Origin of the sequence: Hafnia psychrotolerans (assembly GCF_014639435.1) — a bacterium.
Lineage (GTDB): Bacteria > Pseudomonadota > Gammaproteobacteria > Enterobacterales > Enterobacteriaceae > Ewingella > Ewingella psychrotolerans.
Window position 1 is genome coordinate 14878 of the sequence record NZ_BMFZ01000013.1, and the last position, 25156, is coordinate 40033.

Consider the following 25156-nt stretch of genomic DNA (forward strand, 5'->3'; position numbering starts at 1 on the left):
GTCATGGCGGTATCACAACCCCTATCCGACCAACCGGGCGGCGCGGAGTATCTCCGCGCCGTACTGCGCGCGCCGGTCTATGAAGTGGCACAAGTCACGCCTTTACAGGTGATGGAGAAAATCTCAACCCGGCTGGGTAACACCATTCTGGTGAAACGGGAGGACCGCCAGGCTGTTCACAGTTTTAAACTGCGCGGCGCGTATTCCATGATTGCCAGCCTGACTGAGGAACAGGCGGCCCGCGGTGTGATTACGGCTTCGGCCGGTAACCATGCACAGGGCGTCGCGCTGTCAGCCACCAAAAAAGGCATCAAATCGCTGATCGTGATGCCAGTGGCAACCGCTGATATCAAAGTCGATGCGGTGCGTGGTTTCGGTGGCGAAGTCTTCTTGTTTGGCGCGAATTTCGACGAAGCCAAAGGCAAAGCCATCGAGCTTGCTCACCAGCAAGGCATGACCTTCGTGCCGCCATTTGACCATCCGGCGGTGATCGCCGGTCAAGGCACGCTGGCGATGGAGCTATTGCAGCAGGATGCGCATCTTGACCGGGTATTCGTGCCAGTAGGCGGTGGCGGCCTGGCGGCGGGCGTGGCGGTTTTGATTAAACAACTGATGCCGCAGATTCAGGTGATCGGCGTAGAAGCTGAGGATTCCGCTTGCCTGCGAGCGGCTCTGGATGCTGGTGAACCGGTTGATCTGGCGCGTGTCGGGTTATTTGCAGAGGGTGTCGCGGTTAAACGCATAGGTAACGAAACCTTCCGTTTGTGTCGCGAATACCTTGATGACGTGATAACTGTCGACAGCGACGCCATTTGTGCTGCGGTGAAAGACCTGTTTGAAGATGTGCGGGCGATTGCTGAACCTTCCGGGGCACTGGCGCTGGCCGGATTGAAGAAATACGTGCAGCAACACAACATTCAGGGTGAACGCCTGGCACATGTTTTATCAGGTGCTAACGTTAACTTTCACGGATTACGTTATGTTTCAGAGCGTTGTGAGTTGGGTGAGCATCGTGAAGCCTTGCTGGCTGTGACGATCCCAGAGGAAAAAGGCAGCTTTCTGAAGTTTTGCCAGCTACTTGGCGGACGTTCAGTGACGGAGTTCAACTACCGTTATGCCGACGATAAAAACGCCTGCATTTTTGTCGGTGTACGTCTGACTCGCGGGCACGCCGAGCGTAAAGAGATCATCGATGAATTGCAAAGTGGCGGCTATCAGGTGGTGGATCTCTCCGACGATGAGATGGCGAAACTGCACGTGCGTTACATGGTGGGCGGGCGTCCAACCAAGCCTCTGCGCGAGCGGCTTTACAGCTTTGAGTTCCCGGAATCACCGGGCGCTTTGCTGAAATTTCTGCACACGTTGGGCACGCACTGGAATATTTCGTTGTTCCATTATCGCAGCCACGGTACAGATTTCGGCCGCGTGCTGGCGGCGTTTGAGCTCAATGAGCAGGAGCCGGAGTTCGAACAGAACCTGAAAGCGCTGGGCTATGACTGTCATAACGAAAGTGATAATCCTGCGTTCCGCTTCTTCCTGGCGGGCTAAAAATCAAAGGGCCTGCGCGGGCCCTTTTTCTTTGCCATCATTTGTCGTCAATGCGGGCTATAACAGTTGCCAGAATGCGTCGATCAACGGTTCGTTGAGACGTTTTTTCTGCACGCATACGCCGAGCTCCAACGGTGCGCCGAGCGTAACGTTGTCGAGCACGGTGATTCGGTGACGAACGGGTTCCGGGCTGTTCTCCAGCACAACGTCGGGCAGTAGAGCGATCCCGCAACCGAGTGCCACCATAGAGACAATGGCTTCGTGACCGGAAACGGTGGCGTAAATCAGCGGGTTGGTCAGATGGTTACGTTTGAACCAAATGTCGATACGTTTTCGCGCCGGGCCATGCTCGGGAAGAATGAACGGGATTTTCGACCAGTCGGGATGCGGTTCGCTGACCTGAGTACGGACCGCACACGGCAGTGAAGGCGCGATCAGAATCATCGGGATTTCACCGATTTTTGTGAAGTCGACGCTGGTGGGCAAGGTTTCCGGGTGACCGGCAATGCCTAAATCTGCTTCGGCAGATTGTACTTTTTCAACGGCATCTGCTGCATCGCCGGTCGTCAGTTTGATCTCTACCAGTGGATGCTGCGCCCGGAAGCGGTCAAGTATTGGTGGGAGATGGCTATAAGCGGCGGTGACGGAGCAGAACAGCCTCAGTTCGCCACTGAGTGTCGGACCATGCTGGCTAAGCGCATGGCATAATTGCTGATATTGCAGTAACGTTTGCTGAGCAAAGTTTCGTAGCTGTTCGCCTGCACTGGTCAGTTGTACCGTGCGGTTATCACGTTGAAACAGTGGCTGCCCGAGTTCCTCCTCCAGCCGCTGGATCTGGCGTGACAGCGTTGACGGGCTAACATGCATCGCCTTCGATGAACGGCCAAAATGGCGGCTTTCCGCCAGATGCAAAAACAGTTTCAGATCACGTAAGTCCATAAAGATTATCCGGCTCTTTGGTTTCACAGATGACAAAATTAGAGTATTGCAAATTATGCAACGTCATCTTCGTAATATATCAATTTAAGCAATGTGTCGCATGACATATAGTGAATTCACGGCGTTCACCGGCTCACCGGTGAAACAAAAAATAACAGCACTTACCTCGATAGAACGGAGCAAGACATGGCTAACTATTTCAACACACTGAACCTGCGTCAGCAGCTGGCACAACTGGGCAAATGCCGCTTCATGGGTCGCGATGAATTCGCTGACGAAGCCAGCTACCTCAAAGGTAAAAAAGTGGTGATTGTGGGCTGTGGCGCACAAGGTTTGAACCAGGGTCTGAACATGCGTGATTCCGGCCTGGATGTGTCATACACCCTGCGTGCAGAAGCCATTGCTGAGAAGCGTGCTTCATGGCGCAAAGCGACTGAAAACGGCTTCAAAGTGGGTACCTACGAAGAACTGATCCCACAGGCTGACCTGGTGGTTAACCTGACGCCGGACAAACAGCACAGCGCGGTCGTTAAAGCGGTTCAGCCTCTAATGAAAGACGGCGCGACGCTGGGTTACTCACACGGCTTCAACATTGTTGAAGTGGGCGAGCAAATCCGTAAAGACATCACCGTGGTGATGGTTGCGCCAAAATGTCCTGGTACTGAAGTCCGTGAAGAATACAAACGTGGTTTTGGTGTTCCAACGCTGATCGCGGTTCACCCGGAAAATGATCCAAAAGGCGAAGGCATGGCGATTGCTAAAGCCTGGGCTGCGGCAACGGGCGGTCACCGTGCCGGCGTTCTGCAATCTTCTTTCGTTGCCGAAGTAAAATCTGACCTTATGGGTGAGCAGACTATTCTGTGCGGTATGTTGCAGGCCGGCTCTCTGCTGTGCTTCGACAAACTGGTTGCTGACGGTGTTGATGAAGCCTACGCAGAAAAACTGCTGCAGTTCGGCTGGGAAACCATCACCGAAGCGCTGAAACAAGGCGGCATCACGCTTATGATGGACAGACTGTCTAACCCGGCGAAACTGCGCGCTTACGCACTGTCCGAGCAGATGAAAGGCATCATGGCACCGCTGTTCCAGAAACACATGGATGACATCATCTCCGGTGAATTCTCCAGCGGTATGATGGCTGACTGGGCCAACGATGATGAAAACCTGCTGACCTGGCGTGAAGAAACCGGCGCAACGGCATTTGAAAACGCACCACAGTTCGACGGTAAAATTTCTGAGCAGGAATATTTCGACCACGGTGTTGTGATGATCGCAATGGTGAAAGCCGGTGTTGAACTGGCCTTCGAAACCATGGTGGATGCAGGTATCATCGAAGAGTCCGCTTACTACGAATCACTGCACGAGTTACCGCTGATCACTAACACTGTCGCACGTAAGCGTCTGTATGAAATGAACGTGGTTATCTCTGATACTGCGGAATACGGTAACTACCTGTTTGCTAACGCAGCGGTACCATTGCTGAAAGAGTTCATGACTACGCTGCAGGCTGGCGATTTGGGTAAATCGGTGGCAGGTACCAACGTTGATAATGCGCAACTGCGTGATGTTAACGAAGCCATCCGTAACCATCCAATCGAAGCGGTAGGCCACAAACTGCGCGGTTATATGACTGATATGAAACGTATTGCTGTAGCAAGTTAATTCGCTATACAGACAGGCAGAAAGAGAACTAAAAAAGGGCACTGCATGCAAATGCGGTGCCCTTTCTTGTGACTGCGCCGTGACGAAAACTCAGTTGCGGTACAGGATCTTAATGATGTGGTAACCAAACTGGGTGTGCAGCGGGCCTTGTGGCTCGATCAGCGGCGCGGAAAACACCACTTTATCGAAAGCTGGGACCATTGCACCTTGCTTGAATTCGCCTAAATGACCGCCTTTTTTACCTGAAGGGCAGGTAGAGTGTTTTTTCGCCAGCTTCTCGAAATCACCACCGTTTTTCAACAGAGTCATAATTTCCTGAGCCTGGGCTTCTTCCTTTACCAGGATGTGCATTGCTGCGGCTGTTTTTGCCATGATAAGACCTTTTTACGAGAGAGTTTCCAGAGGTGTAATGTAACATCTGCAACCGGCTAAGTGGAATCCAGCCTGTATTCCTGACATAACAAAATGCGGCGTAAAGCCTGTCAATCTCGCCTCAGCTTTCTGCTACAATCGCCGTCCTTGTCCATCAAGTGAGCAAAAATACGCCATGCGATTAAACCCCAGCCAACAACACGCCGTTGAATTTGTTACCGGGCCCTGTCTGGTTCTGGCCGGTGCCGGATCAGGCAAGACCAGGGTCATTACCAATAAAATCGCGCACTTGATTCGCCAATGTGGTTATCAGGCTCGGCATATCGCCGCCGTGACGTTTACCAATAAGGCCGCGCGTGAGATGAAAGAGCGTGTTGCTCAAACTCTGGGTCGTAAAGAGGCGCGTGGGTTGCTGATTTCCACTTTCCATACATTGGGTTTGGAAATTATCAAAAAGGAATATGTGGCGCTGGGCATGAAATCTAACTTCTCCTTGTTTGATGCTCAGGACCAACTTGCCCTGTTGAAAGAGCTGGGGGAAACCTGGCTGGAAGAGGACAAGACGCTTTTGCAGCAGTTGGTCTCAACGATCTCCAATTGGAAAAATGATCTGATTGATCCTTCAGCCGCCGCTAATATGGCGCGCTCCGAACGCGATAAGACCTTCGCGCATTGTTATCGTTTGTATCACGACCATATGCGTGCCTGTAATATTCTCGACTTCGATGATCTGATCCTCTTGCCGACGCTGTTACTGCAGCGCAATGAAGAGGTCCGTGAGCGCTGGCAAAACAAACTGCGTTATCTGCTGGTGGATGAATATCAGGACACCAACACGAGCCAGTACATGATGGTGAAACTGCTGGTGGGTAGCCGCGCGCGTTTCACCGTCGTTGGGGATGATGACCAGTCGATATACTCCTGGCGCGGTGCGAGACCGCAGAATCTGGTGTTGCTGAAAGAGGACTTTCCCGCTCTGCAAGTCATCAAGCTGGAGCAAAATTATCGCTCTTCGCAGCGGATCCTCAAAGCCGCCAACATTTTAATCGCCAATAACCCGCACGTGTTCGAAAAGAGGCTATTTTCCGAACTGGGCTATGGTGAATCGCTCAAAGTGATCACCGCCAATAACGAAGATCATGAGGCTGAACGGGTGGTGGGTGAACTGATCGCTCATCACTTTATGAATAAGACCGACTACGGTGATTACGCGATTTTATATCGTGGTAATCATCAGTCGCGCCTGTTCGAAAAGATGCTGATGCAAAACCGTATTCCTTATCGTATCTCCGGTGGGACGTCTTTCTTCTCAAGGCCGGAAATCAAAGATCTACTCGCGTACTTACGCGTGTTGACTAACCCGGACGATGACAGTGCTTTCCTACGTATAGTGAATACGCCGCGCCGTGAGATTGGTGCTGCCACATTACAGAAGTTGGGTGAGTGGTCGAATCAACGCAATAAAGGGTTGTTCAAAGCCAGTTCTGACTTCGGTTTGAGTCAGTTCCTCAAGGGACGAGGTCTTGAATCGCTGCAACGTTTCACGCATTGGATGGGCAGTATCGCCGATCGTGTTGAGCGTGAGCCGGTGGCGGCGGTGCGTGATCTGATTCACGGAATAGACTACGAGAGCTGGCTGTTTGAAACCTCGCCTAGCCCGAAAGCTGCCGAAATGCGCATGAAAAACGTTAACCAACTGTTTAGCTGGATGACTGAAATGCTCGAAGGCACCGACCTTGACGAGCCTATGACCCTGACTCAGGTGGTAACGCGTTTTACGCTGCGTGACATGATGGAGCGTGGCGAGAGTGACGAAGAGCTGGATCAGGTCCAACTGATGACGTTGCATGCTTCTAAAGGTCTTGAGTTTCCCTATGTATTCTTGGTCGGCATGGAAGAGGGCTTGCTGCCACATCAAAGCAGTATTGATGAAGATAACGTCGATGAAGAGCGCCGTCTGGCTTATGTCGGCATCACGCGTGCACAGAAAGAACTGTTCTTCACGCTTTGCCGCGAAAGACGTCAGTATGGTGAACTGCTCCGCCCAGAGCCGAGCCGCTTCCTGATGGAGTTACCGCAGGATGACATGGCATGGGAAACTGAACGCAAAGTCGTTAGTGCTCAGGAGAGAATGGTCAAAGGGCAAAGTCATCTTGAGAAGATCCGCGAACAGCTGGCGAAAGCCAAAAAATAGGACTAACGGCTATAAAAAAGGGCAACATTGCTGTCGCCCTGATGCGTTTAGAAATGAACAGATACGTTGCCTATTTACCACTTTCTTCGATATATAACGGCCAGTGGGCGTAACTCTGCCAGTGGCTTTCCTGCTCCAACTCTTCGGCACGCAGCGGATGCTGTTCCAGCCAGCCATGAGGAACGATCACATTCAGGTCGTCTTCATTGGCGCGTAGGCGAACCGCTGGCAGCGTGTCATCCCGGCGACGGCTGGAAAAAATAATCGCCAACCGCAGGATACGGCATAAGCGTTGCGCCTGACGTGGTGGAACAGCGTTTTGCTGACTCAGTAAAGGCAGATCGAGCGCATTGGTCTGGTTCTGCAAAAGCGTGGCCAGCAGCTTTTTCTGCGCCGGAGTAAAACCAGGCAAATCCAGATGTCGGATCAGATAAGCGGCATGGTGAGCTGCCTGCTTGAAGTCAACGCTGAGACCAATTTCGTGGATCAGACAGGCACTGTTCAGCAAGTCTCTGGCATACGCATCAAGCTGCCACTGGCTCGAGATCTGCTGTAAGAAATTATCTGCCAGTTGCGCCACACGAGAAGCTTGTTCACTGTCGAGCAGATAACGACGCTGTAAATTACGCAGAGTGCGCTGGCGTATATCCTGTTCAATCGGCAAATGCAGCATGCCGTATACCAAGCCTTCACGCAACGCACCGCCGGCAAGGGTCATCGTTTCAATATTCAGGGCTTTAAAAATGGCGATCAAAATGGAAAGCCCGCTTGGGAAAACCAGTGCACGCTCTAGCGTCAGCCCTTCAATCTCGAGCTCTTCCAGTTTTCCGCACTGAATTGCGCGCTGTTTCAATTGTTGCAGTTTAACGAGAGTAATTCGCTCATCCATACCCTGAGCAACCATGATTTCCTGCAGAGCCTGTACGGTGCCTGATGCCCCTACGCAGATTTGCCAGCTATTTGCCCGCAATGTAGGCGCTACCGGGGCTATCATCTCGAACGCGGCTTGTTCGGCCTGTTCAAAATTCTCTTTGCCCAGATTACGGTCGGCAAAATAGCGTTCCAGCCAAGTCACGCAGCCCATCGATAAACTGATAAGCGTGGTGGCCTGCGCACCAATACCGGTAACTAATTCTGTACTGCCGCCGCCAATATCGACAACTAAACGTTTATCCGGACCGCCGGTTGTGTGGGCAACACCGTGATAAATCAGGCGAGCTTCTTCTTCACCGGTAATGACCTGTACGGGACATCCGAGGATTTCCTGTGCTTTTTGCAGGAATTCATCGGCATTACTCGCCAGACGTAACGTAGCTGTTGCCACGACTCGAATTTGTTCCCGAGGAATATCTTGCAGACGTTCGGAAAACAGTCTCAGGCACTGCCAGCCCCGTTGCATGGCTTCTTGGGAAAGTAGGTTATTTTGGTCCAAGCCTGCCGCCAGACGGACTTTGCGTTTGATCCTCGCCAGCGTCTGAATACTGCCGGCCACCTCACGGACAACCAGCATATGAAAGCTGTTCGAGCCTAGATCTATCGCTGCATAAAGTGAGGTGGAACTCAGCATAGTATCAGCCCGGACGCTTACGGTTGCTGCGCGGTGCACTGCTGTTACGGCGCGATGATGAGTTGCCATTACGGCGTGGGCCGTTACCGCTGCGGGCACGTGCCAAACGTTTTGGCGCAGGCAAGCCTTCGAGCAAGGCTTCGCTGTTGTATCGGCTAACGGGAATACTATGACCTGTATAAGTTTCGATTGCCGTTAAGTTCAATGCGTACTCTTCGCAAGCCAGGCTGATGGAGTGACCACTTAAACCAGCACGGCCAGTTCGGCCAATACGGTGAACGTAATCTTCACAGTCGTCAGGCAAGTCATAGTTGAAGACGTGAGTTACCGCTGGGATATGCAAGCCACGCGCTGCAACATCGGTCGCAACCAAAATATCCAGCACGCCTTTAGTAAAGTCTTCCAGCACGCGCAGACGTTTTTTCTGCGGCACATCACCGGTCAGCAAACCGACACGATGTCCATCAGCAGCCAGATGGCCCCAAACGTCTTCACATCGGTGTTTAGTATTGGCGAAAATAATACAGCGGTCAGGCCACTCTTCTTCAATCAGCGTCTGCAACAGGCGCATTTTTTCTTCGTTTGAAGGGTAGAACAGCTCTTCCTGAATGCGGTGACCTGTTTTTTGTTCCGGTTCGATTTCAATCGACTCGGCGTTGTTCATGTTTTCGAACGCTAACTCTTTTACACGGTAAGAGAGGGTTGCGGAGAACAGCATATTAAGGCGCTGAGTCGCTGGTGGCATGCGACGGAATATCCAGCGGATATCTTTAATAAAACCGAGATCAAACATGCGGTCGGCTTCGTCGAGGACGACAACCTGAATTGCACCCAGATCAATATAATTTTGTTTAGCGTAGTCAATCAGACGACCGGTTGTGCCGATGAGAATATCAACGCCACTTTCTAGCACTTTCAGCTGTTTGTCATAGCCGTCACCGCCGTAAGCCAAACCTAGTTTCAGTCCGGTTGATTCAGACAATGCTTCAGCATCGGAATGAATTTGTACCGCTAACTCGCGTGTTGGTGCCATGATTAAAGCACGCGGTTGATTGATCTGACGACCTTCCGCAGCAGGGTTGGAAAGCAGATAATGGAAAGTAGACGCTAGAAAAGCCAGCGTCTTGCCGGTACCGGTTTGCGCCTGACCTGCAACATCACGCCCAGCGAGCGTGATTGGCAATGCCAATGCCTGAATAGGAGTACAGTAATGAAAGCCTTTCTTTTCAAGGGCTTCAACTGCAAGCGGGTGCAGGGCGAAGTCGGAAAACTTCTGTTCGGTCAAGTGTGTTTTGCTCATAGTGTGGTAGAATATCAGCTAACTATTGCTTTACGAAAGCGTATCCGGTGAAATAAAGTCAACCTAATGTTGATTAATGCTACATCAACAAGGTAAAGATAATCCTTTGGAGTAGAACCGACAAAGATGTACTGAAAGCCGAAGGGCTTGTGCTGGTCGACTTCTGGGCTGAATGGTGTGGTCCGTGCAAGATGATTGCTCCGATTCTTGATGAAATTGCCATTGAGTTCGAAGGCAAGCTGACCATCGCTAAGCTGAATATTGATGAAAATCCAGGCACTGCACCTAAATACGGCATTCGTGGTATTCCCACTCTGCTGTTATTTAAAGGTGGTGAAGTCGCAGCGACGAAAGTTGGCGCACTGTCAAAAGGTCAATTGAAAGAGTTCCTGACGGCTAATCTGTAATTTATTGGGATGACCAACCCCAGGTGTTTAGCGGGCTCAAATGTTTTTCATATTGTCCGCTAGACGCCTGTCAAGAAGCGTGCTAAGTTTACGCTTACTGCAAATAGAGCTTACCTGTAGTTTGATTCTTACGTTTTATTCTGTGTCGAAAACATCTGCCTAGACCTATAAAGTAACTTTGATAAAAATAAGTTGAACTGGCAATGTGCTTTGACCACCTAACGGTTTTGACAAAATCGGTATTAAGACACCTTCAAGATCAGTCTGCCCATCAAGAATAGTCCGCGAGTGACTGCCTGCGGTCTATATTCAGAAACTGCTAATGAGTGTCCTACACAAACAGGCATGGATGATCCTGCCTTACCCATTCACGACAGATGTTCGAGACATACCCCGAGTTTAAGAACCCACCATTATGAATCTTACCGAATTAAAGAACACGCCGGTCTCTGACCTGATTGCACTCGGCGAAAATATGGGGCTTGAAAACCAAGCCCGTATGCGCAAGCAAGACATTATTTTTTCAATCTTGAAGCAGCATGCGAAAAGCGGCGAAGACATCTTCGGTGATGGCGTACTGGAGATATTGCAGGATGGATTTGGTTTCCTCCGCTCCGGAGACAGTTCGTACCTCGCTGGTCCAGACGACATCTATGTTTCACCCAGCCAAATTCGCCGATTTAACCTTCGCACTGGCGATACTATTGCCGGTAAAATCCGTCCGCCTAAAGAAGGTGAACGTTATTTTGCCCTGTTGAAAGTTAACGAAGTTAACTACGACAAACCAGAAAATGCCCGTAATAAAATCTTGTTCGAAAACCTGACTCCGTTACATGCAAACTCACGTTTGCGTATGGAACGAGGTAATGGTTCTACCGAAGATTTAACCGCTCGCGTACTGGATCTTGCCTCACCCATTGGCCGTGGCCAACGCGGTTTGATCGTTGCACCACCGAAAGCCGGTAAAACCATGTTGTTGCAAAACATCGCGACCAGCATTGCTTATAACCACCCTGATTGCGTACTGATGGTATTGCTGATTGACGAGCGTCCGGAAGAAGTTACCGAGATGCAACGTTTGGTTAAAGGTGAAGTGATTGCTTCAACCTTTGATGAACCGGCTTCCCGTCATGTACAGGTAGCCGAAATGGTTATCGAAAAAGCGAAACGCCTGGTCGAGCACAAGAAGGATGTCATCATTCTTCTCGACTCCATCACCCGTTTGGCGCGAGCTTATAACACCGTCGTTCCTTCTTCAGGTAAAGTTCTGACCGGTGGTGTGGATGCTAACGCCTTGCATCGTCCAAAACGTTTCTTCGGTGCCGCTCGTAACGTTGAAGAAGGGGGTAGCCTGACCATCATTGCTACCGCACTGGTTGATACCGGTTCTAAAATGGATGAAGTTATCTACGAAGAATTTAAAGGTACCGGCAATATGGAATTGCACCTCGCGCGTAAAATCGCTGAGAAACGCGTTTTCCCTGCTATCGACTACAATCGTTCTGGTACGCGTAAAGAAGAGCTGCTTACGACTTCGGAAGAGCTGCAGAAAATGTGGATCCTGCGCAAAATCATCCATCCGATGGGTGAAATTGATGCGATGGAATTCCTCATCAATAAGCTTGCTATGACCAAAACCAATGACGACTTCTTCGACATGATGAAGCGTTCGTAATTTGGTGTAAAAGTCAGCTAACGCCACGCTAAGCCGTGGCGTTTTTTGCTTTTGGCGGCTACGATAAAGCAACTTTCGGAAATTGTGGGAATTAAGATAAGTACCGATAGTTCTTTAGTAACTCCTTCTCTACCTTATTCAAGTAACAGGGAAGTGCCTTAGTAAAGGTATCGCTTTATACAAAACCATAACTGTCCCATAGGATATGCCCGTACGGCTGTGAGGTTTTATGACGTTGGCCATGCTAAGCTGCCTTATCTTTTTGCAGAAATTTTTTGACTGTGAACATGCTCAATATGAGTACTGAACTCCTTATTATTTTATTGTTTTCTTTTGTCTTTTTGTTTTTGGCCCGTAAGGTTGCCAAAAAAGTCGGCTTAGTTGACAAACCCAATTATCGCAAGCGTCATCAGGGGCTTATCCCGCTGGTTGGGGGTATTTCCGTGTATGCCGGAATCTGCTTCACTTTCCTCATCACTGATTATCAGATAGCACATCGTATGCTCTATTTGGGCTGCGCTGGCCTATTGGTATTTGTCGGTGCTTTGGATGATCGCTTCGATATTAGCGTTAAAATTCGTGCCTTGGTGCAGGCGTTGGTCGCGATTGCAATGATGGTTTACGCCGGACTGCTCCTGAAAAGCCTGGGCCATATTATTGGTCCCTGGGAGATGATCCTTGGACCCTTTGGTTATCCGATAACACTATTTGCCGTGTGGGCTGCCATCAACGCCTTTAACATGGTGGATGGGATTGACGGGCTGCTTGGGGGATTATCCAGCGTCACCTTTGGCGCGATGGGGATTGTGATGTACATGAGTGGCCACATGGAGCTTGCGCTCTGGTGCTTTGCCATGATTGCAGCCACTCTGCCTTACGTCCTGCTCAATCTCGGTTTTTTTGGCCCGCGTTATAAAGTTTTTATGGGTGACGCAGGCAGTACGTTGATTGGTTTTACGGTCATCTGGATTTTGCTGCAAAGCACCCAGGGAGTGATGCATCCCATGACGCCAGTGACTGCACTGTGGTTGATCGCCATCCCTCTGATGGACATGATTGCCATTATGTACCGCCGTCTACGTAAGGGAATGAGTCCCTTTTCTCCTGATCGACAACACATTCACCATCTGATTATGCGATCCGGATTCAGTTCGCGTCAGGCATTTGTCTTGATCACCCTGGCTGCTGCTATTCTCGCTGCTGTGGGTGTGATCGGCGAGCATCTTGTATTCATCCCGGAATGGTTGATGTTGTTACTATTCCTGCTGGTTTTCCTGTTCTATGGCTACTGTATAAAACGCGCGTGGCGCGTAGCACGATTGCTTAAACGTTTTAAAAGACGTCTTCGCCGCGCTCAATAGCCCCTTACTTGTTCATTATTTAGAGGTTTGCTGGCTGTGATAACATCAGAGACAAATGACAAAAAATGCGAAGCCAGTATTGATAATGAACTGGATATCCGCGGTTTGTGCTGCACACTTTGGCGTGGGAAATTTTGGATTGTCGGTCTTGGTTTGTTGTTCGCCCTCATTGCACTGGGTTCTTCGTATTTGATGAAGCAGGAGTGGAGCTCAACGGCGATCACGGACCGGCCGACGGTTAACAATCTGGCCTCGTATTTTTCGCAGGCCCAGTTTTTACGCAATTTAGATGTGCGTAATACGTCTGTTCCGCTGGGTGAACAGCCATCGATCTCCGAAGATGCCTATAACGAATTTATTATGCAATTGGGTGCATACGACACCCGCCGTGATTTCTGGTTAAGCAGCCCTTATTACCAGAAGCGTAAAGAAGGCGATGTTCACAGCGATGCTGTCTTACTTGATGACCTGATTAACGACGTCCAGTTTACTGCGCGTGATGGACTCAAAATCCCTAATGACAGCGTAAAGCTCACTGCCGAAAACTCTGCTGAGGCCAACAAACTACTGCGCGAGTATGTTAATTTTGCCAGCAAACGTGCTGCGCAGCATTTATACGATGAGCTTCAGGGAGCCTGGGCGGCACGTACACAGTCGATGAAAGCACAGGTTAAACGTCAGGAAGCAGTGGCTCAGTCTATCTTCCTGCGTGAGACAAATAATACTCAGCAGGCACTGAAAATTGCCCAACAGCAAAATATTAACAAAAGCTTGACTGATACACCGGCTGAACAACTGCCCTCTTCGGATATGTTCCTGTTAGGGGCTCCGATGCTGCAGGCTCGCTTGGAGTTATTACAAGCTTCAGGTCCGAACTTTGACCTGGACTACGATCAAAATCGCGCCATGTTATCGACGCTGAACGTTGGACCTACGCTCACCGCACATTTTCAGACTTACCGTTATCTGCGCACACCGGAAGAGCCGGTGAAACGCGACAGCCCGCGCCGTGCCTTCCTGATGATTATGTGGGGCGTGGTTGGCGGTCTGACGGGGGCTGGCGTTGCGCTGGTCCGTCGCAGGAGTGCGAAGGCCAATAAATGAATTGATAAGGCGGAAGCTTTCGCCTGGTCAGCAGGACGTGTCTGCGCCTAATTGAACAAGAGAGACTCGCTGTGAAAGTGTTGACGATATTCGGCACCCGCCCGGAAGCCATAAAAATGGCACCGCTGGTGCACGCTTTGGCTCAGGATGACGCCTTTGAGTCAAAAGTCTGTGTCACGGCCCAGCATCGCGAAATGTTAGATCAAGTATTGCATTTGTTTGGTATTCATCCTGAGTATGACCTCAATATCATGCGGCCAGGGCAGGACCTTACAGAGATAACCACCCGTATCCTGGAAGGATTAAAACCTGTTTTACAGGAATTCCAACCTGACGTTATATTGGTTCATGGCGACACAACGACCACGTTGTCCGCCAGCCTTGCAGCCTTTTATCAGCAGATCCCTGTCGGACATGTTGAAGCCGGTTTGCGTACTGGCGACCTATCGTCCCCTTGGCCGGAAGAGGCAAACCGTCGTTTAACCGCTCATCTGGCAAAATGGCATTTTGCGCCGACTGAGACCTCGCGAGACAATTTGTTGCGCGAAGCGATCCCGGCAGAGAATATTTTCGTTACGGGCAATACTATTATTGATGCTTTGCTGTGGGTTCGTGATCGGGTCAAAGAGGATGTCAGTTTGGCCAAACAACTGGCAGCCCTTTATCCCTTCATCGACGCCCGCAAGAAAATGATTTTGGTTACTGGTCACCGTCGCGAGAGTTTTGGCGGTGGTTTCGACCGCATTTGCAGTGCACTGGTTGAAATTGCGCGACAACATCCGGAGGTACAGATCGTTTATCCGGTGCATCTCAACCCCAATGTCAGTGAGCCGGTCAATCGTATTCTGCGCGGTATCGACAACATTATTCTGATCGACCCGCAAGATTATCTGCCGTTTGTCTACCTGATGGATAAAGCCTACCTGATTCTCACTGACTCAGGAGGCATTCAGGAAGAGGCCCCATCATTGGGAAAACCTGTGCTGGTGATGCGAGAAGCCACTGAGCGACCAGAGGCGATCAGCGCTGGAACCGTCAGATTGGTTGGCACAGATATCGCTAAAATAGTGAAAGAAGTGACCCGATTGTTGAATGACGAAAATGAGTATCACAGTATGAGCCGGGCGCATAATCCCTATGGCGACGGACAAGCCTGCCGTCGTATTCTTGCCGCGTTAAAGAATCAACGAGTATCACAATGAGCTTCCAAACCATCAGTGTCATCGGGCTAGGCTACATCGGCCTGCCGACTGCGGCAGCCTTTGCATCACGACAGAGAAAAGTCGTGGGTGTTGACATCAACCGACATGCTGTCGAAACCATTAATCGCGGTGCCATACATATTGTGGAGCCGGATCTTGATGCGTTGGTGAAAACCGCCGTCGAGGAGGGGTTTCTTCGGGCATTTACTAGCCCGCAATCTGCGGATGCTTTTTTGATTGCTGTCCCGACACCATTTATGGGCGATCATCAACCGGATTTGAAATACGTCGAGTCGGCCGCACGTTCTATTGCGCCTGTGCTCAAAAAAGGCGATTTGATCATTCTGGAATCGACTTCTCCCGTCGGTGCGACCGAGCAAATGGCTGCATGGCTGGCAGAAATGCGTACCGACCTCAGCTTCCCTCAGCAGGTGGGTGAGCAGGCTGATATCAATATAGCTTACTGCCCGGAGCGTGTTTTGCCGGGGCAGGTGATGGTTGAGCTGATTAAAAATGACCGCGTCATCGGTGGCATGACGGCACTCTGCTCGCGGCGTGCCAGTGAGCTCTACAATATTTTCCTCAAGGGCGAATGCGTCATCACCAATTCCCGCACCGCAGAAATGTGCAAGCTGACCGAAAACAGCTTCCGCGATGTCAATATTGCGTTCGCCAATGAGCTGTCGCTGATTTGCGATGCGCAGGGTATTAATGTGTGGGAACTGATCAGTCTGGCGAACCGTCATCCTCGCGTTAATATTTTGCAGCCTGGCCCAGGCGTTGGCGGTCACTGCATCGCCGTCGATCCGTGGTTTATCGTCGCGCAAAATCCGGAATTGGCGCGCATCATCCGCACAGCACGGGAAGTGAATGACAGCAAACCATACTGGGTGGTCGATCGCGTGAAAGCGGCGCTGGCAGATTGCCTGACCACCACTGGAAAGCGTGCGGCTGACGTCAAAATCGCCTGCTTTGGTCTGGCCTTTAAACCGAACATTGACGATCTGCGCGAAAGCCCGGCGGTTGAAGTGACACATCTGATTGCCGACTGGCACGCCGGAGAAACCTGGGCAGTCGAACCGAACGTTCACCTGTTGCCTGCCTCTTTGGCCGAGAAAGTGACGCTGCATACTTTGGATGACGCGCTGCAAAATGCCGATCTGCTGGTGATGCTGGTCGATCACGCCTCCTTCAAAGCGATCCCCGCCGCTCAAGTTGAACAGTTGTGGATCGTGGATACCAAAGGCGTATGGCGATAAGTCTTCGCGGCAATATTGATCCTCTCGGCTGGGAGAGTGAATTCTTCCGGCTACAGAGCGCGAAGCTGACGCTCGATACTGGCGCGGCTGAAGTGACACTGCAGGCACTGGCGCAGTACGCGCTGGTACAGGTGAAAGTGGACGCCGATCGGATGGATACGCTGGACGCACTTTCCGCGTTGGGTTTCCGGCTGGCGGAAGGCGAAACCGACCTGTGTATGTGGGTGGAACCGCAGGATGCTGCGCTCGCAGCCGGACGTCTGGCCGTGCCAGAAGAGATTGCTGGTGTGGTCGCCATTGCCCGCCAGGCGTTCCGGCTCAGCCGTTTTCGTGCGCCGTGGTATCAGCCGGGCGACAGCGAGCGCTTTTACGCGATGTGGGCGGAAAAAGCGGTGCTCGGCACCTTCGACCATCTTTGCCTGTGGGCAGATGATGCGCAGGGCAGCGGACTCGGCTTTGTGACGCTGCGAAAGCTCTCACCGGATGAAGCAAGAATTGGCCTGCTGGCCGTCAGACCAGAGTGTCAGGGACGGGGAGCGGGCAGGAAATTAATGGCGGCTGCAAAACAGTGGTGTGCTGAACAGGGAATGTCGCGTTTACACGTTGCCACCCAAACTGGCAACCTCGCGGCTTTAAACCTTTATCTCGCCAGCGGTGGCAAAGTCACGCGCACGGCGTACTGGCTGTACAGGTGAAACAATGATCCCTTTTAATGCGCCTCCGATTGTGGGTACTGAAGTTGATTTCATGCGCGAGGCGATGAGCAGCGGCAAGTTATGCGGAGACGGCGTTTTTACCCTGCGCTGCCAGCAATGGTTCGAGCAGCGTTTTCACTGCCTGAAAGTCTTGCTGACACCGTCTTGTACGGCTTCTCTGGAAATGGCTGCGCTATTGCTGGATATCCAGCCCGGCGACGAAGTCATCATGCCGAGCTTCACCTTTGTTTCCACCGCCAACGCGTTTGTTCTGCGCGGCGCGAAAATCGTGTTTGTCGATATTCGCCCGGATACGATGAATATCGACGAAACGCTGATTGAAGCGGCGATCACCGATAGAACCAAAGTGATTGTGCCCGTGCACTACGCCGGTGTGGCCTGTGAAATGGACACCATCATGGCGCTGGCTGACAAACATCATCTGTTTGTGGTGGAAGATGCCGCACAAGGTGTGATGTCGACTTACAAAGGCAAAGCGCTGGGCACCATCGGCCATATCGGCTGTTTCAGTTTTCACGAAACCAAAAACTATACTGCTGGTGGGGAAGGTGGCGCGACGCTGATTAACGATGCGAATCTTATCGACCGCGCGGAAATCATTCGTGAAAAAGGCACTAACCGTAGCCAGTTCTTCCGTGGTCAGGTGGATAAATACACCTGGCGTGATATCGGTTCCAGCTATCTGATGTCCGATTTGCAGGCCGCGTATTTGTGGGGAAACCTAGAGGCTGCTGAGAAAATTAACCAACGCCGTCTGTACATCTGGAATGCGTATTATGAAGCCTTGCAGGATCTGGCCGACGCCGGACGCATTCAACTGCCGGGCGTTCCGCAGGATTGTGTGCAAAACGCGCATATGTTCTATGTGCGCCTGAACGACATCGAAGATCGCGATGCCTTTATCCGCCACATGAAAGCGGCGGATATCCTCACCGTCTTCCATTATATTCCGCTGCATGCCTGCCCGGCGGGCGAAGATTTTGGCCGTTTCGACGGAAACGACCGCTTTACAACACCGGAAAGCGAGCGTCTGGTGCGCCTGCCGCTGTTCTATAATATGACGGATGAGATTCAACAGACTGTGATCGCCGCTATGCTGAAATACTTCGCCTGATATGTCTCTGGCAAAAGCTTCGGTATGGACTGCGGGTTCAACACTGATAAAAATCGCTGCGGGCTTGCTGGTGGTGAAACTGCTGGCAGTGGCCTTTGGACCCAGCGGACTCGGTCAGGCTGGTAACTTCCGCCAGATGATCACGGTGCTGGGCGTGCTGTCTGGTGCGGGAATATTCAATGGCGTGACTAAATATGTCGCCGAGCACCACGAAAACCCTGAGCGCCTCAAAGCTGTCCTCGGCACGTCGTCATCACTGATTTTAGGTTTCTCGACGCTGTTGGCGGCGGTATTTTTGCTGGCGGCGGCGCCAATCAGCGTTGGGCTGTTCGGCCACGATCGCTATCAGGCAGTGGTTCGCACCCTGGCCTTTATTCAGATGGGCATCGCCTACGCCAACTATTTTCAGGCGATCCTGAAAGGGTATCGCGATGCGATGGGCACGGCGCTGGCGGTGATCGGCGGCAGCCTGATTGGATTGTTGGCTTATCTGCTGTGTTTCAAACTTGGCGGCTACGAAGGTGCGCTGGCGGGTCTGGCGCTGGTGCCGGCGCTGGTGATTATTCCTGCCGCGGGTATGTTGTGGCGACGAAAATCCTTCCCGCTAGCGTATCTGAAGCCGGGCTGGGATCGCTTTATCGCCAGCCATCTGGGCAAATTTACGCTGATGGCGCTGATCACCTCCGTCACCATTCCGGTGGCCTATGTGATGATGCGAAATCTGTTGGCAGAACATTACAGCTGGAAAGCGGTGGGGATTTGGCAGGGCGTCAGCAGTATTTCCGATGCCTACCTGCAATTTATCACCGCGTCTTTCAGCGTGTACCTGCTGCCGACGCTGTCACGACTAAAAGACAAACAGGCGATTTCCCATGAGATCGTCAAGTCGCTGAAATTCGTACTTCCCGCCGTCGCCGCCGTCAGTTTTACTGTCTGGCTGTTACGGGATTTCGCCATTTGGCTGCTGTTTTCGAAACAGTTTATCGCGATGCGCGATTTATTCGCCTGGCAGTTGGTCGGCGACGTGCTGAAAGTTGGCTCGTATGTTTTTGGGTATCTGGTGATCGCCCGTGCGTCTTTGCGTTTTTACATACTGACTGAAATCAGCCAGTTCGCGTTACTGACCGGATTCTCACACTGGCTGATCCCGATTCACGGTTCTCTGGGCGCTGCGCAGGCGTATATGGCGACATATATCGTCTATTTCGCGCTGTGTTGCACCGTATTTCTTCTTTATCGTAGACGAGTATGACAACGCTGATTCACGTTTTGGGATCTGACATCCCACACCATAATCTCACTGTGTTGCGCTTCTTCAATGATGTGCTGGCAGAGTGCGCGCCACAGGAACAGATCCGCAATTTTATGGTGGCTGCAGCGGACAGTGCCGCCTTTACAGGATTGACCCGCCTGCAGATTGATATCTACCCAGATAAAAAAAGTTTGGCGCGGGCGATGATCGCTAACGCACAACAAAACCGCAGTCATCGTTTCTTCCTGCACGGGCAATTTAACCCTACCCTGTGGCTGGCATTACTCGGCGGCAAGATCAAAGCGCGGCAGGTATGCTGGCATATTTGGGGCGCAGATTTGTATGAGGCGTCCGGTAGCCTGAAGTTTCGTCTGTTTTATCTGTTGCGTCGCATTGCCCAAGGATGCGTCGGTCATGTATTGGGTACGCGCGGCGATCTGATTCATTATCATCAGCGCCATCCGCGGGTGGCCTCTTCGCTGCTCTACTTTCCGACTCGCATGGATCCCGCCCTGACGCAGGTAGACTGTCAGCCTGAAAACAGTGAGCCGATGACCGTTCTGGTTGGCAACTCAGGTGATGTTAGCAATCGGCACGTCGAAGCGTTGAATGCGCTGTATCAGCAATTTGGTGCGGAGATTAGGGTGATTATTCCGATGGGATATCCGGACAACAATCAGCCTTATATTGAGCAAGTCTACGCCGAAGCCCTGAAACTATTTCCAGCAAAGAATGTTGAATTACTGACAGAATCCATGGCCTTTGACGATTACCTCAACATGCTACGCCGCTGTTCGCTGGGATATTTTATTTTTGATCGCCAGCAGGGTATAGGTACTCTGTGTTTGCTCATCCAGTTTGGCGTGCCCTTTGTCGTGAGCCGCAAGAACCCGTTTTGGCAGGATTTGGCCGAGCAGCATCTGCCCGTGCTTTTTTACGGTGATAGGCTAAATGTTGCGACTGTCGCCGAGGCGCGCCGTCAATTATTGAGTACCGATCGTCAAAATATCGCGTTCTTTAATCCCAATTATATTGGCGGATGGCAACAGGCGCTGAGTCTGGCAGCGGGAGCGTCATTATGACGTTGGCCCAGTTCGGCGGTCTTTGCGTGGTTTACGCTTTTTCGCTGATATTTATTTTGACGTTGACCTACAAAGAATTCCGCCGGGTCCGGTTTAACTTCAACGTATTCTTTTCCATGCTTTATTTACTGACGTTCTACTTCGGCTTTCCGCTGACCTGTCTGTTGGTGTTTCGTTTTGACGTGCAGGTGGTCCCGGTGGAGTATCTGCTGCAGGCGATGCTAGCCGCTACCTGTTTCTACGGCATTTACTACGTAAGTTATAAAACCCGACTGAAAGCGTCCTCAGCGACACCAAGAGCGGCGCTCTTTACCATGAACCGAGTGGAAACCCACCTGACGTGGATGCTGCTGGCACTCGTTGCCATTGTTACCGTGTCGATTTTCTTCCTGCATAACGGCTTCCTGTTGTTCAAACTGACGTCTTATAGTCAGATCTTCTCGAGAGATGTCTCCGGTGTGGCGCTCAAACGTTTCTTCTACTTCTTCATTCCTGCCATGCTGGTGGTTTATTTCCTGCGGCAGAACAGCCGTAGCTGGCTGTTTTTCCTGGTGAGCACGGTAGCTTTTGGCCTGCTGACTTACGTGATCGTCGGCGGCACGCGTGCCAACATCATCATCGCTTTTGCATTGTTCCTGTTTATCGGCATTGTGCGGGGTTGGATATCGCTGTGGATGCTGGCTGTGGCGGGCGTCATGGCTATTGTGGGTATGTTCTGGCTGGCACTGAAGCGTTATGGGATGAATGTTAATGGCTCGGAGGCATTCTATACCTTCCTCTACCTTACTCGTGACACCTTCTCGCCGTGGGAAAATCTGGGCCTGCTGCTGCAACATTATGACCAAATAAGTTTTCAGGGGCTCGCCCCTATTATCCGCGACTTCTATGTCTTTATTCCGAGCTGGTTGTGGCCGGGCAGGCCTAGTGAGGTACTTAATTCCGCCAACTACTTTACCTGGGAAGTCCTCAATAACCATTCCGGACTTGCCATCTCCCCGACCCTTATAGGCTCGCTGGTGGTGATGGGTGGCGTGTGGTTTATTCCTTTGGGCGCGGTGGCAGTTGGTATGATCATCAAATGGTTTGACTGGCTGTATGAACTCGGGAAAGCGGAGAAGAATCGCTACAAAGCGGCAATTTTGCAAAGTTTCTGTTTCGGTGCTGTCTTTAATATGATCGTGCTTGCCCGAGAAGGCGTTGATTCTTTTTTCTCGCGTGTCGTCTTTTTTTGCCTGATTTTTGGCGCGTGTCTGGTCATAGCAAAACTTCTGTACTGGCTTTTTGACGCAGTTGGTCTGATCAACCCGCGTCCATGTCACATTCTTAATATTATCAATACCGAAGGGACCCCAACGACGCATCCGCCGTCGCAGGAACATTCATGAATTTAGAGAATAACATTCCAATCTATTCAATCCGTGGCATTGATCTGTGGGGCTTTCGCGACATGGATCAGTTCATCGACTATCTGTTTGCCGGTCACAGGGTGAAGACCGGTGCGCTGGTAGCGATGAATGCTGAAAAGGTGTTAGCTACGGAGAGCCAGCCGGAAATTGCTGAGCTTATTGGCCGCGCAGAGTATAAATACGCCGATGGCATAAGTATCGTGCGTTCTATCCGTCGTAAATATCCACGGGCTAAAGTGTCACGTATTCCTGGTGTGGATCTATGGGAAGGGCTGATGCAGCGTGCTGGGCAGGAAGGAACGCCAGTATTTCTGATTGGCGGTAAGCCTGATGTTCTGGAGCAAACCGAAGCCAAACTGCGCGCGCAATGGAATGTAAACATTGTTGGCAGTCAGAACGGTTATTTGACTCCACAACAGCGCGATTCATTGTTTGAACGTGTTAAAGCGAGCCAGGCTGCCATTATCACGGTTGCGATGGGATCGCCTCGACAGGAGGTTCTCATGTACGATTGCCAGGTAGTGCATCCTGATGCCTTATACATGGGTGTCGGTGGCACTTACGATGTGTTTACCGGCCATGTGAAGCGCGCACCAAAAATCTGGCAAAAGCTGGGACTTGAGTGGCTTTATCGTTTAATCCGCCAGCCTAGTCGGCTTGGTCGTCAGATTAAACTGCTTAAATATCTGCGTTACCACTATACGGGGCGGCTCTAAACTTCCCCTGCGGTGTGTCATGGCATCCTATCAGGGCATGGTGTTGTTGATGGGGGGAATTTGCCTCGATAGGCAGATTTTTTGCGGGTAGACAGGGTTTTCATCGCAGCGAACCGCCTGATATACTCCTGAACAGGGATAAGTATGTGTATGTCACTGACGGCTGAATAGACAAAATAACGTCGTAAGTCATGGGCAGAGAGGCTAAGACGCCTATTTTTAGCGCGTATTGGACAAAGAGCAGTCAAACGAAACTTTTCCAATAAAAAGCACTAGACAGGGTGGCATGGAAACCGTAGTATCCCCATCCGCAACGGCGCTAAGCGCCCGTAGCTCAGCTGGATAGAGCGCTGCCCTCCGGAGGCAGAGGTCTCAGGTTCGAATCCTGTCGGGCGCACCATTAAGTTTGCGCTAGAGTTGCGGTGGTCATGTTTGAAGTTAAGCAGTCCACGATGTAGAAGAGTTTGAAATGGTGGCTATAGCTCAGTTGGTAGAGCCCTGGATTGTGATTCCAGTTGTCGTGGGTTCGAGCCCCATTAGCCACCCCAAATTTTTTAAATGATTTTGTGAACGTGACATGCGATGGTGGCGGAATTGGTAGACGCGCTAGCTTCAGGTGTTAGTGTCCTTTGGATGTGAGGGTTCGAGTCCCTCCCTTCGCACCACACACAAAATGCATTTAAATGATGCTGTTAGTATCAAAAAATAGTAATATGCACGACATCGGCGAGTAGCGCAGCTTGGTAGCGCAACTGGTTTGGGACCAGTGGGTCGGAGGTTCGAATCCTCTCTCGCCGACCACATTTGAAAAACCTGCTTTTGAAGCGGGTTTTTTTTCGCCTATAGTTTATGAGGATGAGAACCTCCGAAGGAGGTTTGAGCCGAGCGCAGCGAGACCACGTTGCTTTATCACGACTTTCCCACTTTACGCTGTCTCTGTCTTGAGACATTTATCCTATTGATAAACAGTCTTTAATTTCATCCCTGTCTGTACTGTCGCTCTCAGGAGACAGATCTGGACTTCTGGCGTGTAATAACCCGCGCCGGAAAAATACTCATACCATCACCGGGGAATAAAAACTTTTATTATCATAAGTATAAAATATTTCACGGCAGGTATTGCCAGTGTGGCACGCATCCTGCATTATTCTCGCCGTAGATGCTCATTCCACCTCTTATGTTCGCCTACCGGCTTCATAAACCTGGGAATGACGCAGAGCCAATTTATAGTGCCTATTGTCTATCTGACCGATAAGCGCCTCTCATCAGGCAGTTATCAACCAGCAGGCAAAACGTTGAGTGAGGCACTCCCCTGTTGTCTATGACCTGATTGTTTTCGACACTTGCTGACCGGCAAGTGTTTTTTTTTGCGGGTATAAAATCTATGGTCACCCCCGTTTTTGCAACACCGATTTTGATTTATGATGGGCTTGCTTAAATCTATACGGCGTCTGATGGGCAACCTTACGTTGCCCGCGCCACGATGAAGTCCGCGCCTGCAGAACCTTAAAAAGCGGACGGCTTCAAAGAGCCATTTTTTATGTCAGGTTCATCCGCAGGTCGCTGTGCCGTTCATGTCATCAATAATCAATCGTCGCAAAACCAGAAAGTCACTGCGTAATGCCTTAGAGCTAACAGTTCGTCCTGTTAGCTCTTTTTATTGGATAAAAGCTGTCCGATGGGTTGTCACCGACCAGGCTATTCGGGCCAGTTTGTTGGCCAGCCCGCAGGCCACTACGTTCGAGTGATGCCGTGTCAGTTGGGCCTTCACCCAGTCAGCCAGCCGCCCCTGATTGTGTTCAAGTCGTTGCATAAAAGCGCGAGCGCATTGCACCAGAAGACGTCGCAGATTTTTATCCCCACGTTTACTGATGCCCATTAGCGTACTTTTTCCGCCCGTGCTGACTGACGTGGGACTAACCCCGTCGAGGCAGCAAAGTCCCGGCTGCTGGCATAACTTCTTCCATCGCCGAGCTTCGTGGCTAAAAGGCTGGCCGTGATAAGTCCAACGCCGGGAATAGTCAGCAGGCGCTGCGTGGTGTCGTCATCCGCCATATGGGTTTTTAATTCTTGTTCGAGCGCTTCAATCTGTTCAGTGAGGTAGGCGTAATGCTGATGGAGTCGCATAAGCAATCGCGCTAAATAAGGCGGCAATTCGTGCTCTTCAAGCACCGCAGAAAGACGCCTGATAACCGCGATACCGCGCGGCATGCTTATGCCAAACTCCAGCAGGAAAGCGTGCATCTGATTGGTGGTTTTAACGCGCTCTCTGACGAGCGC

19 protein-coding genes, 4 tRNA genes and 1 pseudogene are annotated in these 25156 nt (G+C 51.1%); 19 read left to right on the top strand and 5 right to left on the bottom strand.

The window, feature by feature from the left end:
* Positions 1-3 precede the first annotated feature (3 nt).
* Entirely contained in the window at positions 4-1548 is a 1545-nt protein-coding gene (gene ilvA, locus IEV89_RS19090) for a threonine ammonia-lyase, biosynthetic (protein WP_188475107.1), read from the top strand.
* A 57-nt stretch (positions 1549-1605) separates the two neighbouring features.
* Here ilvA and ilvY read toward each other — a convergent pair whose 3' ends face one another.
* Positions 1606-2487 (bottom strand): HTH-type transcriptional activator IlvY, encoded by an 882-nt coding sequence (gene ilvY / locus IEV89_RS19095; protein WP_188475108.1) that lies wholly within the window; start codon positions 2485-2487, stop codon positions 1606-1608.
* A 186-nt stretch (positions 2488-2673) separates the two neighbouring features.
* Here ilvY and ilvC point away from each other — a divergent pair, with 186 nt between their 5' ends.
* Positions 2674-4149, top strand: a complete 1476-nt coding sequence (gene ilvC / locus IEV89_RS19100; RefSeq protein WP_188475109.1) for a ketol-acid reductoisomerase — start codon at positions 2674-2676, stop codon at positions 4147-4149.
* Between the two features lie 90 nt (positions 4150-4239).
* Here the strand turns inward: ilvC and ppiC are convergent, their stop codons facing one another.
* Positions 4240-4521, bottom strand: a complete 282-nt coding sequence (ppiC, locus tag IEV89_RS19105; protein WP_188475110.1) for a peptidylprolyl isomerase PpiC — start codon at positions 4519-4521, stop codon at positions 4240-4242.
* A gap of 175 nt (positions 4522-4696) precedes the next feature.
* On the opposite strand from ppiC, the gene rep reads away from it, so the two are divergent.
* A complete protein-coding gene (gene rep / locus IEV89_RS19110; protein ID WP_188475111.1) occupies positions 4697-6715 on the top strand; it encodes a DNA helicase Rep in 2019 nt (672 codons plus the stop codon).
* 70 nt (positions 6716-6785) lie between these two features.
* On the opposite strand, the gene gppA is transcribed toward rep, so the two are convergent.
* On the bottom strand, positions 6786-8282 hold the full coding sequence (gene gppA, locus IEV89_RS19115; protein ID WP_188475112.1) for a guanosine-5'-triphosphate,3'-diphosphate diphosphatase: 1497 nt from the start codon (positions 8280-8282) through the stop codon (positions 6786-6788).
* Positions 8283-8286: 4 nt separating this feature from the next.
* Positions 8287-9582: an ATP-dependent RNA helicase RhlB gene (rhlB, locus tag IEV89_RS19120; protein ID WP_188475113.1), complete on the bottom strand. Its 1296-nt coding sequence runs from the start codon at positions 9580-9582 to the stop codon at positions 8287-8289.
* 83 nt (positions 9583-9665) lie between these two features.
* Here rhlB and trxA point away from each other — a divergent pair, with 83 nt between their 5' ends.
* The 16 genes from trxA (at position 9666) to IEV89_RS19200 (ending at position 23677) form a co-directional block, all read left to right on the top strand.
* Complete coding sequence (gene trxA, locus IEV89_RS19125; protein WP_188475215.1) at positions 9666-9989, top strand: thioredoxin TrxA; 324 nt, start codon at positions 9666-9668, stop codon at positions 9987-9989.
* A 415-nt stretch (positions 9990-10404) separates the two neighbouring features.
* A complete protein-coding gene (gene rho, locus IEV89_RS19130) occupies positions 10405-11664 on the top strand; it encodes a transcription termination factor Rho (RefSeq protein ID WP_188475114.1) in 1260 nt (419 codons plus the stop codon).
* A gap of 281 nt (positions 11665-11945) precedes the next feature.
* Positions 11946-13025, top strand: a complete 1080-nt coding sequence (gene wecA / locus IEV89_RS19135; RefSeq protein WP_188475115.1) for a UDP-N-acetylglucosamine--undecaprenyl-phosphate N-acetylglucosaminephosphotransferase — start codon at positions 11946-11948, stop codon at positions 13023-13025.
* 39 nt (positions 13026-13064) lie between these two features.
* The gene (gene wzzE, locus IEV89_RS19140) at positions 13065-14129 is read left to right on the top strand and encodes an ECA polysaccharide chain length modulation protein (RefSeq protein WP_188475216.1); all 1065 of its coding nucleotides are present in this window, start codon (positions 13065-13067) and stop codon (positions 14127-14129) included.
* A 71-nt stretch (positions 14130-14200) separates the two neighbouring features.
* Positions 14201-15331, top strand: coding sequence for a non-hydrolyzing UDP-N-acetylglucosamine 2-epimerase (gene wecB, locus IEV89_RS19145; protein ID WP_188475116.1), 1131 nt, complete (start codon positions 14201-14203; stop codon positions 15329-15331).
* Positions 15328-16590: a UDP-N-acetyl-D-mannosamine dehydrogenase gene (gene wecC / locus IEV89_RS19150; RefSeq protein ID WP_188475117.1), complete on the top strand. Its 1263-nt coding sequence runs from the start codon at positions 15328-15330 to the stop codon at positions 16588-16590. Before wecB ends, wecC begins: the two co-directional genes overlap by 4 nt.
* Entirely contained in the window at positions 16581-17285 is a 705-nt protein-coding gene (gene rffC / locus IEV89_RS19155; RefSeq protein WP_188475118.1) for a dTDP-4-amino-4,6-dideoxy-D-galactose acyltransferase, read from the top strand. Before wecC ends, rffC begins: the two co-directional genes overlap by 10 nt.
* A gap of 4 nt (positions 17286-17289) precedes the next feature.
* Positions 17290-18420, top strand: a complete 1131-nt coding sequence (gene rffA, locus IEV89_RS19160) for a dTDP-4-amino-4,6-dideoxygalactose transaminase (RefSeq protein WP_188475119.1) — start codon at positions 17290-17292, stop codon at positions 18418-18420.
* Position 18421: 1 nt separating this feature from the next.
* Complete coding sequence (gene wzxE / locus IEV89_RS19165; RefSeq protein WP_188475120.1) at positions 18422-19672, top strand: lipid III flippase WzxE; 1251 nt, start codon at positions 18422-18424, stop codon at positions 19670-19672.
* Positions 19669-20754 (top strand): TDP-N-acetylfucosamine:lipid II N-acetylfucosaminyltransferase, encoded by a 1086-nt coding sequence (locus tag IEV89_RS19170; RefSeq protein ID WP_188475121.1) that lies wholly within the window; start codon positions 19669-19671, stop codon positions 20752-20754. Before wzxE ends, IEV89_RS19170 begins: the two co-directional genes overlap by 4 nt.
* Positions 20751-22139, top strand: coding sequence for an ECA oligosaccharide polymerase (gene wzyE / locus IEV89_RS19175; protein ID WP_188475122.1), 1389 nt, complete (start codon positions 20751-20753; stop codon positions 22137-22139). The genes IEV89_RS19170 and wzyE overlap by 4 nt, the downstream gene beginning before the upstream one ends.
* Positions 22136-22876 carry a lipopolysaccharide N-acetylmannosaminouronosyltransferase gene (gene wecG, locus IEV89_RS19180; RefSeq protein ID WP_188475123.1) on the top strand — a complete coding sequence of 247 codons (741 nt, stop codon included), beginning with the start codon at positions 22136-22138 and terminating at the stop codon, positions 22874-22876. The genes wzyE and wecG overlap by 4 nt, the downstream gene beginning before the upstream one ends.
* Positions 22877-23199: 323 nt before the next feature.
* A tRNA-Arg gene (locus IEV89_RS19185) sits at positions 23200-23276 on the top strand.
* Between the two features lie 72 nt (positions 23277-23348).
* Positions 23349-23424: transfer RNA gene (locus tag IEV89_RS19190), tRNA-His, on the top strand.
* A gap of 31 nt (positions 23425-23455) precedes the next feature.
* A tRNA-Leu gene (locus IEV89_RS19195) sits at positions 23456-23541 on the top strand.
* 59 nt (positions 23542-23600) lie between these two features.
* Positions 23601-23677: transfer RNA gene (locus IEV89_RS19200), tRNA-Pro, on the top strand.
* 856 nt (positions 23678-24533) lie between these two features.
* On the opposite strand, the pseudogene IEV89_RS19205 reads toward IEV89_RS19200, so the two are convergent.
* A pseudogene (locus IEV89_RS19205) lies at positions 24534-25156 on the bottom strand (IS110 family RNA-guided transposase); the annotation flags it as partial.

Coding starts and splice junctions, on each gene's coding strand:
- ilvA (WP_188475107.1), top strand. CDS start 4: ATGGCGGTATCACAACCCCTATCCGACCAACCGGGCGGCGCGGAGTAT.
- ilvY (WP_188475108.1), bottom strand. CDS start 2,487: ATGGACTTACGTGATCTGAAACTGTTTTTGCATCTGGCGGAAAGCCGC.
- ilvC (WP_188475109.1), top strand. CDS start 2,674: ATGGCTAACTATTTCAACACACTGAACCTGCGTCAGCAGCTGGCACAA.
- ppiC (WP_188475110.1), bottom strand. CDS start 4,521: ATGGCAAAAACAGCCGCAGCAATGCACATCCTGGTAAAGGAAGAAGCC.
- rep (WP_188475111.1), top strand. CDS start 4,697: ATGCGATTAAACCCCAGCCAACAACACGCCGTTGAATTTGTTACCGGG.
- gppA (WP_188475112.1), bottom strand. CDS start 8,282: ATGCTGAGTTCCACCTCACTTTATGCAGCGATAGATCTAGGCTCGAAC.
- rhlB (WP_188475113.1), bottom strand. CDS start 9,582: ATGAGCAAAACACACTTGACCGAACAGAAGTTTTCCGACTTCGCCCTG.
- rho (WP_188475114.1), top strand. CDS start 10,405: ATGAATCTTACCGAATTAAAGAACACGCCGGTCTCTGACCTGATTGCA.
- wecC (WP_188475117.1), top strand. CDS start 15,328: ATGAGCTTCCAAACCATCAGTGTCATCGGGCTAGGCTACATCGGCCTG.
- rffC (WP_188475118.1), top strand. CDS start 16,581: ATGGCGATAAGTCTTCGCGGCAATATTGATCCTCTCGGCTGGGAGAGT.
- rffA (WP_188475119.1), top strand. CDS start 17,290: ATGATCCCTTTTAATGCGCCTCCGATTGTGGGTACTGAAGTTGATTTC.
- wzxE (WP_188475120.1), top strand. CDS start 18,422: ATGTCTCTGGCAAAAGCTTCGGTATGGACTGCGGGTTCAACACTGATA.
- IEV89_RS19170 (WP_188475121.1), top strand. CDS start 19,669: ATGACAACGCTGATTCACGTTTTGGGATCTGACATCCCACACCATAAT.
- wzyE (WP_188475122.1), top strand. CDS start 20,751: ATGACGTTGGCCCAGTTCGGCGGTCTTTGCGTGGTTTACGCTTTTTCG.
- wecG (WP_188475123.1), top strand. CDS start 22,136: ATGAATTTAGAGAATAACATTCCAATCTATTCAATCCGTGGCATTGAT.